This window comes from Deinococcus alpinitundrae, from assembly GCF_009982895.1.
In the GTDB taxonomy this organism is placed as follows: Bacteria; Deinococcota; Deinococci; order Deinococcales; family Deinococcaceae; genus Deinococcus; species Deinococcus alpinitundrae.
Genome location: NZ_WXZL01000021.1, coordinates 60,488 through 66,788, shown reverse-complemented (window position 1 = coordinate 66,788; position 6,301 = coordinate 60,488). Strand labels below are relative to the sequence as shown.

7 protein-coding genes are annotated in these 6,301 nt (G+C 55.5%); 2 read left to right on the top strand and 5 right to left on the bottom strand.

Annotated features, from left to right (window positions below; all coding sequences use genetic code 11):
- Positions 1-72: 72 nt before the first annotated feature.
- Complete coding sequence (locus tag GUI70_RS17080) at positions 73-1,170, bottom strand: recombinase family protein (protein ID WP_161883523.1); 1,098 nt, start codon at positions 1,168-1,170, stop codon at positions 73-75.
- Between the two features lie 435 nt (positions 1,171-1,605).
- Between GUI70_RS17080 and GUI70_RS17075 the strand changes: the two genes are divergently transcribed.
- Positions 1,606-2,514 (top strand): tyrosine-type recombinase/integrase, encoded by a 909-nt coding sequence (locus GUI70_RS17075; protein WP_161883522.1) that lies wholly within the window; start codon positions 1,606-1,608, stop codon positions 2,512-2,514.
- Between the two features lie 369 nt (positions 2,515-2,883).
- On the opposite strand, the gene GUI70_RS17070 is transcribed toward GUI70_RS17075, so the two are convergent.
- Positions 2,884-4,410: a hypothetical protein gene (locus GUI70_RS17070; protein WP_161883521.1), complete on the bottom strand. Its 1,527-nt coding sequence runs from the start codon at positions 4,408-4,410 to the stop codon at positions 2,884-2,886.
- A 67-nt stretch (positions 4,411-4,477) separates the two neighbouring features.
- Here GUI70_RS17070 and GUI70_RS17065 point away from each other — a divergent pair, with 67 nt between their 5' ends.
- Entirely contained in the window at positions 4,478-4,705 is a 228-nt protein-coding gene (locus GUI70_RS17065; protein ID WP_202630510.1) for a helix-turn-helix domain-containing protein, read from the top strand.
- 412 nt (positions 4,706-5,117) lie between these two features.
- Here the strand turns inward: GUI70_RS17065 and GUI70_RS17060 are convergent, their stop codons facing one another.
- The 3 genes from GUI70_RS17060 to GUI70_RS17050 form a co-directional block, all read right to left on the bottom strand.
- Positions 5,118-5,387, bottom strand: a complete 270-nt coding sequence (locus tag GUI70_RS17060; RefSeq protein ID WP_161883519.1) for a DUF5615 family PIN-like protein — start codon at positions 5,385-5,387, stop codon at positions 5,118-5,120.
- 99 nt (positions 5,388-5,486) lie between these two features.
- Positions 5,487-5,708: a DUF433 domain-containing protein gene (locus GUI70_RS17055; RefSeq protein ID WP_161883518.1), complete on the bottom strand. Its 222-nt coding sequence runs from the start codon at positions 5,706-5,708 to the stop codon at positions 5,487-5,489.
- A gap of 112 nt (positions 5,709-5,820) precedes the next feature.
- A complete protein-coding gene (locus GUI70_RS17050) occupies positions 5,821-6,003 on the bottom strand; it encodes a hypothetical protein (protein ID WP_161883517.1) in 183 nt (60 codons plus the stop codon).
- Positions 6,004-6,301 lie beyond the last annotated feature (298 nt).

Sequence of the window (6,301 nt, the reverse complement as noted above, 5' to 3'; positions counted from 1 at the left end):
TCAACTCACCGCTTTTCGCCGTCCTTGTCGAGGGACAAGAGGGAATTGACAGTTTCCCCGTCTAGGACAGCCTCAAACCAAAGTTGTCAGGTACTGAGGTCCGGCACGCTTGTGTTGGTCTCCTCGACAGCTGTAGTAGATTGACCGCCGTGATTTACCCTGGTAATACCAAGTGTCGAGACGTTGCTCACAGCGACTACACCAAACCAGTCCCTGCAACAACGCCGGTCCCGACGCGACAGCACTCCTACCTTTGGCCAGTCGGCGGCAATTTCTTTCTATAATTTTTTGGTTTTCAATAAACTCTTCAAAAGTAATGTACGCTTCATGATGATTCTTGATACAAGCTTCCCACTTTTCGGGATCTCTTTCACGTTGTACATGTTTTACCAAAGCATCCTTACTCGGCGTATGCCAAGTTGTTACTGTTTTACCGTAAGCGTAAACGCCAGCAAAGGCAGGATTGATAAGAATACTGTGTATACGTGTGTAATTTGGTTCTGTCTGATGATATTGCCTTTTCCATATCTTTTTCACAGTTAGCTTGATCTTTTCTGCATGTGAGCGCTTAACAGTTCCCCTCACCGAAAGAGTTTCGCGGAAAACCTGAAAAATATATGCGATCTCATCTTTCACCTGAGGATCGATGATAAATTGATTGTCATCATCAAGGAAGTAGCCGGTTGGCGCGGGTATCCTCAACTTTCCTGTCTTTAGTAGTGCACGAATGGATTCTTCCGAGCGCTCCCGCAGCGTATCGATTTCAGCTTTTGCCACCTCACTCAATAACCCGAGCGTCAATCGGTCAGAACGGACATCTAAATCATAGACAGTCGTGTTCGTAATAAACAATGTATGATTCCTCACAGATAACTCGAGGAGTTTTGCTATTTCCGAAGCTAGACGCGCTGCTCGGGTGTGCTCAGCCACGAAGATAGCCCCCACCTTGCCCGCCGCCACCAGATCCATCAACCGGTTCATCCCGGGGCGGTGGTGACCCGAGAGCGCCGATATGCCCAGGTCCTCATCAATATGCTGGATGGCGTCGGGTGCCCATCCATAGCTCCGTGCCTGATCACCCATCGATTGCTGCCAGAGCAAACTACCAGCAGAATTTTTGACCTGTTGGTCGCTCGAGACCCGATGGTAGACGATGGCCAGTCGATTCAAGTGACGTTGTGTAATTTTATGACTCATTAGACCCGCCCTTCGCAGGTATGGAGGAGAACGCACCTGTCAATCAGCAGACTTTGGAAGCGCAGAGACGACCGCCTCATGGTGGACCAGCCTGAACGCTTGGTTCGAATATTTCCTATTGGTGCACGAGGCCAGAATCTGGGATTGATCGTACGCATAACACCTCCGGTGGAGACAGAACTAAACGGGCGGTACTGTAGGTTGCCCGGCAGATGCCTCGATTTATGAACGTAGTGTGCAATGCGATTGCACTATTTAGGTGTGACTCGGGGACGGCGTCGTAGAGGCGTTGTCGTTTTCAGGAGCTCCAGCTCGAGTTCTGGGCCTGCTTTACTCTGTTCTGTACGACGAGAATGACAGCGATTCCACGCCGTTTGACGGCTCAATGTGGTGTGGTAAATTTCAGGTGTGAGTGATGGACACCAGGGTGCACGGCTCGACCCATCACCAGATCAACTGCTGGAGAGCTTTCTCGCCGAGTTGAGTCGCACGACTGCCCCAAACACGCAGCGGGCTTACAGAACAACTATTCGGGCATTTCAAGCCTGGTATATGAAGCGTACCGACCACCCCACCTTGCAGCAGTACTTCGACGATCACCCGACTTGGACGGCAGGCACCTGCATGGGAGCGGCTTTACGGCTTCAGAAGTTTTTGAGCTTTGCCAGAATCTATCCGGTGGATACCAGGCTGGACCGTATCCTTCGGGGCCGGACCTCCAGTGTTCGTCTCGGTCTGCCTCCCAGCATCATCGAGCGGGTTTTCGACCACATTCCAGAGCGTCAGGCACGTGATGCATTGCTCTACCGACTGCTGTATTTCGGGTGCCTGCGGGTGGGTGAAGTGACTGCATTGCGGGTCGAAGACGTCGACATTCGCTCTCCCTCGCTCTGCTGTATTCGTGTTTTTACTCAATCTAGGATCCGGAAGGGAGAAGACCAGCTCCGAATCGACGATCCAGCCCTGATCGAGCGATTGCGCGACTACCAGAATGCGCGTGACACTCCTGGGGAGTTGTTTTTCCAGGCCAGTAAAAGCGACAAGTCGCGGCCATTGCGTCAACAAAATCTGCACCGCCGCTGGCAAGCCTATGCCAGCAAAGCCGGAGTCAGTTGCAGCCTGGAAGACGTGAGGGTCAGCGGCCTTCTCCGATTGGCACAAGACAGCGGCGACCTTCGGTTGTTGCACTTTCGGGCGGGATACAAGAAACTCGAGACGACGCGTCGTTTGGTCACTTTGGCAAACCATCTTGGATTGAAGCACCGTGGCGTTGAATCACCTGCGCCGGTGCCGCGCGTTCCGCCTTCCGCGCCATGACAACTTGCACCAGAACGCGGGTGAGCAACGCCTCGATTCGCTGTTGGCGTTTCCTGGGCAGGCTGGCCCATACCTCAGTGGGATTGACGATTGGTTGTTGGAGCTCCAGTTCAGGTTGCTCGAGTGGTAATGGAGTAACTACAGTGTCGCGACTGGTCACCTCAGTGACCTGAGGTTGCGAATATTCGTCGTGGTGTTCGGCCAGCACTCATGCGGAGTATTGGCGGATGCGATCAGCCTCCAGGAAATCATTCTTGGAATGACTCGAAGATGACGGCTGCATATTTGATACGCCGATTCAACATGATGGAGAAACTCCAACCACACAACTGCTTACCAACGGGCAGTGGCATCTGTCCCCTCCCCATCTCAGGTCAGCCCCGCAAGCTCGATGTCGGCCTGGGTAACGTTGGCCAGTTCCACGAGTCTGCGGCCCAGGACGGCATCAAGATACGCACATTGGGAAAACTCAGCGAACCGTGGTGGGCATTCCAACGCCTCGTTCAGGCTGGAGGACGCCCGCTGGTACAGGTCCTCCAAGAGCGTCTCCTTGCCTTCTTGCGGAGGAGGTAATGTCACGTGGTCCTCGAATGAAGCACTCAATAGCTCTCCCCACGTTTGCAACTCCTGAGCCATTGATTGCGTCGGGAGGCTGTACTTCACTTTTGGTCGTTGCCGGACAGCGGTATACGCTGCTGCCTTGTAGGCTTCGCTCAGGAGACACCAGCACCGGTACAGCAGCAGATTGCGAATTAGCATCCATTCTGGACGGGGCCACTCCCGGTCCGGTTCCCCAGGCAAGGGGCCTGGCGAAATCCTCAAACCGAACCTTGCTATATCGGACATGGAGGTCAATCTGGACGCTTCATGTCCTCTGCCCCAGAATGCCTGCGCGACATTGACCTCACCCTTCTGGACTGTTCCAGGGAGAAATCTCAGCTGCCTAGCCCGCCGCAGGGCCTGGAGTAGGAGATCCTCCTGCTGGTCGCTCAACCGCGGGAACGGACCCAGATCATCGGGGGACCAGTGGGGTTGGTCCGCTGTCACGGGCCATCTCAGCAGACGCTCGACCAACTGTTCCAAGCCGTAGAACAGTTGGACTTCAAAAAAGCGCCCGTCGCCCGCGCCCGGCCGAGGCAAATTGATGTCGGCAAGCTGCCAGTGCAACAAGGTGTGCATCCAGTATAGGTTGGCCTCCCAGAGAACGCGGGGCTCTTCACTGGGCAGTCTGACGCCGACCGGCTCTTCCTTCAGCGAGCTGGTGTAGAGAAGATCCGTGGCGTCCTCGGCAATCATGGTGACCTGAACCGCCTTGATCCGCTCGATCAAATTCAGAGGATCGATCACCTCACTGAGAGCCGACAAGTCACCCAGCAGGCAGCACAGTTGAAACGTCGACATCGTCTCAGTCCACACAACTCCAAGACCAGGGGGGCGGGTGTCCGGTCCCAATGGTTCAGGCGCTGTCGGGAACCACGCTTCGAACGTCAGTGCCACCGCCAGGCAGCGGGCCGCCACCCCCGGACGGCCCTGAGCAGCCCGCTGGATAGCCTGACACAACAGCGTGGTAAGCCGAGAGTGACACCACAGACCCCGCCTCAATGGCTCGAAAAGGAGTTGCTTGGCCTCCTCCTCGAGAGTCACGCCAGCTAAATTGTCGCGGCCGCCCCACTGAATGCTCGCATGCCGCAAGGCTTGGATCACCTGCCAGCACTGGTGCTGCCCCTCAACGGAGATGTTGGGAGAGGAATTGAGGACGCTGACCATCCGCAGGGCGTCCGCGATCACCCGGTCAAACAGGTTAAACGCCAGCATCGCTGCAAATTCCGGCTGAACAGAAGTAGAATGGTTGAACGTCTGTCTTATTTCCATGCAACTGATTATAAGCAGTTTCATGGAAAGCAGTCGTATCCCGAGCCTAGTCTGGGGATGCTCAGCGGAGATGGCTACACTCACCCGACCCTTGAAAGATCCTTACCTGGTGGCCCTAGGCATCCAGATCCGTGAGCGGCGTCTCGCACGTGGCTGGAGTCAAGATGAATTTGCTGCCCGTGCTGGAATGCACCGCACCCATCCCACCAAACTGGAAAACGGCTTGCTTGACCCCCGGCTCTCAACCCTACGCCGGGTTGCTAAGGTCCTAGACGTGGAGGTGAGAAGCCTACTGCCCACCGGTCCGGAACCATCCTAGGGGCCAGGCCAGAATCATGCTGAAGGGGTTTCCTCTTAAACCTGTCACCGTTCCAACCCCTCTCAGCTCGTCCTCAGGCGGTTGCTGTGCAACGCCGCCAGACGCTACTAAGGCAAATCGAGACGCTCAGTCTGACCGACGACTGCGGATTGAACTTCTTGTTGACGGCGTTGATGCCCCACAGGAACCGGCATTTGCCGCTTTGTGGGCATGGGCAACACGCCATTTTTTGTCGCTGTTAAGGGGAATTGCAGGCGTCAGTGAATGACGCTCAGTGTAAGCACACTTGAGGAAGAAGTTCTGCGTGTGCCGGTAGTTCAATACTTTCTGCTCGTCTTGCCCCAGGAGGCCCGATGACCGTTTCAGCCTCGAAGACAAGTCGCCAGCGGCACCGCGCTCCGCTGCCGTTTCCTCAACTGCCGATCTCCACGATATTTTCCCCTTGCTTCAACAAGTGCTCGGCTTCAGCAAAGGTCAGCAGGAGGACTTCTTCCAAGTGACGCGTTGAACTGTTGCCGCTGGTCACGTAAAGGAGTTGAGGCGGACTTCTCAGACGCTGCACCCGATCGAGAAAATCACTGTCCTTGGAGACGATCACCGCGCCAGCATCCCGCACAGCTTGGAAAATGACTTCATCGATAGCGTCACGGTAGCCCAGAAAGCCGACGCTGTAGGCGACCATACCAAAGGTCTCGCTCAGCCAGGGAGCGAGTTGGGGCGGAAGCTGAGCATAGCCAGTACAACGTTGAAGGCTGTTTGCCCGGCGTATCAACTCCCCTGATTAAGCGCTCAGACGCGGATGATCGATATAACGCGCCGCATAAAGCAGCACCGCGTGGAGATCTTCACGCTCCAGATCGGGGAAATCCGCCAAGATCTCGGTTTCGCTCACCCCCTGGCCCAGCAGATCTAGCAGGTCGCTGACCCGGATCCGTATGCCCCGAATACAGGGCCTGCCGCCGCACTGCAGAGGGTTGACCGTGACGCGCTCAAGGACATTCATGCGTCCAGTGTAACGGTCTGTCAGATGGTTGGATTTTCGTCACCTGTGGGAGTGTCGTTGGGGTAAACGCTTTTCAAACCCGGGCGAGCAGGCGGGCCACCGGCCAGTCGCGCTACTCATCCCCCCAGGACGCGCCGATCCGCAGAGCAGCCACTAGTTCCAGCGGTACATCGAGGCCATGCGCTCCAGCGATTTCTCCCACCGCGCAGGCCAGCGTGTCCGAGTCGTCGATGTACCCCGACACCTTTGCGTGGAAAGAGAGCAAGCGCTCATCGATGCTTTCAACCACTGTCACGACCTGCCTTGCCGATGACCACCATCCAGGCTTTTTCTATCCGACACCTTTGCGTGGTTTGTTTTAGAAAACCTAAATATGCGCAGGAATTCAACGTCCCAGACAACTAATTTGGGTGACTTGTCGAGCTGACCTTTAATACCGACACCTTTGCGTGATCTGGCGAACTGGTACCGACACCTTTGCGTGTTTTGCACAGTCCGGACTACCGACATCTTTGCGTGATTGTGGCGGTTGTGCCGTACTGGTCGACGTTTTCTGTTCATTTTCCTCTTTTTGCGGAGAGTACCGACACCTT